This window comes from Microbacterium sp. 69-10, assembly GCF_001897945.1.
Taxonomy (GTDB): Bacteria; Actinomycetota; Actinomycetes; order Actinomycetales; family Microbacteriaceae; genus Microbacterium.
The window spans coordinates 76533-76919 of the sequence record NZ_MKRT01000006.1 but is presented as its reverse complement, the minus strand read 5'-3'; the positions used below and the strand labels follow the sequence as shown (position 1 = coordinate 76919).

The window sequence follows — 387 nt, the reverse complement described above, 5'->3', positions numbered from 1 at the left end:
GCCGAGACCTGGGGCGGCCGCAAGGCGCAGCAGTACGTCGCCCTCACCCTCGCCACCTACGGCGACGTGTGCATCAACTGCGGCCTGCCCGGATCGAACAGCGCCGACCACGTCATCCCGCGCGCCAAGGGCGGCGCCGTCTACGACATCGACAACCTCGGCCCCAGCCACCGACGCTGCAACTACAGCCGGCAGGACAAACCACTCCGACCCGTCGGCATCCCCGTCGAGTCCGGCCTGAAGTACTTCACATGAGAGGAACCACCATGACCACCCAGCCCGACCCCTCCGACTACCTGGCCGACACCGGCGCATCAACGCTCGACATCGCCGAGGGCATCGAGAACGTCGACCGCATCGACGCATGGATCGACGCAGCCCTCGCCG

The 387-nt window shown here is 68.0% G+C and carries 1 protein-coding gene; it reads left to right on the top strand.

Features of this window, described 5'->3' with window-relative positions; all coding sequences use genetic code 11:
• Positions 1-255 (top strand): HNH endonuclease signature motif containing protein (locus BGN97_RS02390; protein ID WP_292697705.1); only part of this gene is annotated, 255 nt, incomplete at its 5' end.
• Positions 256-387: the final 132 nt, after the last annotated feature.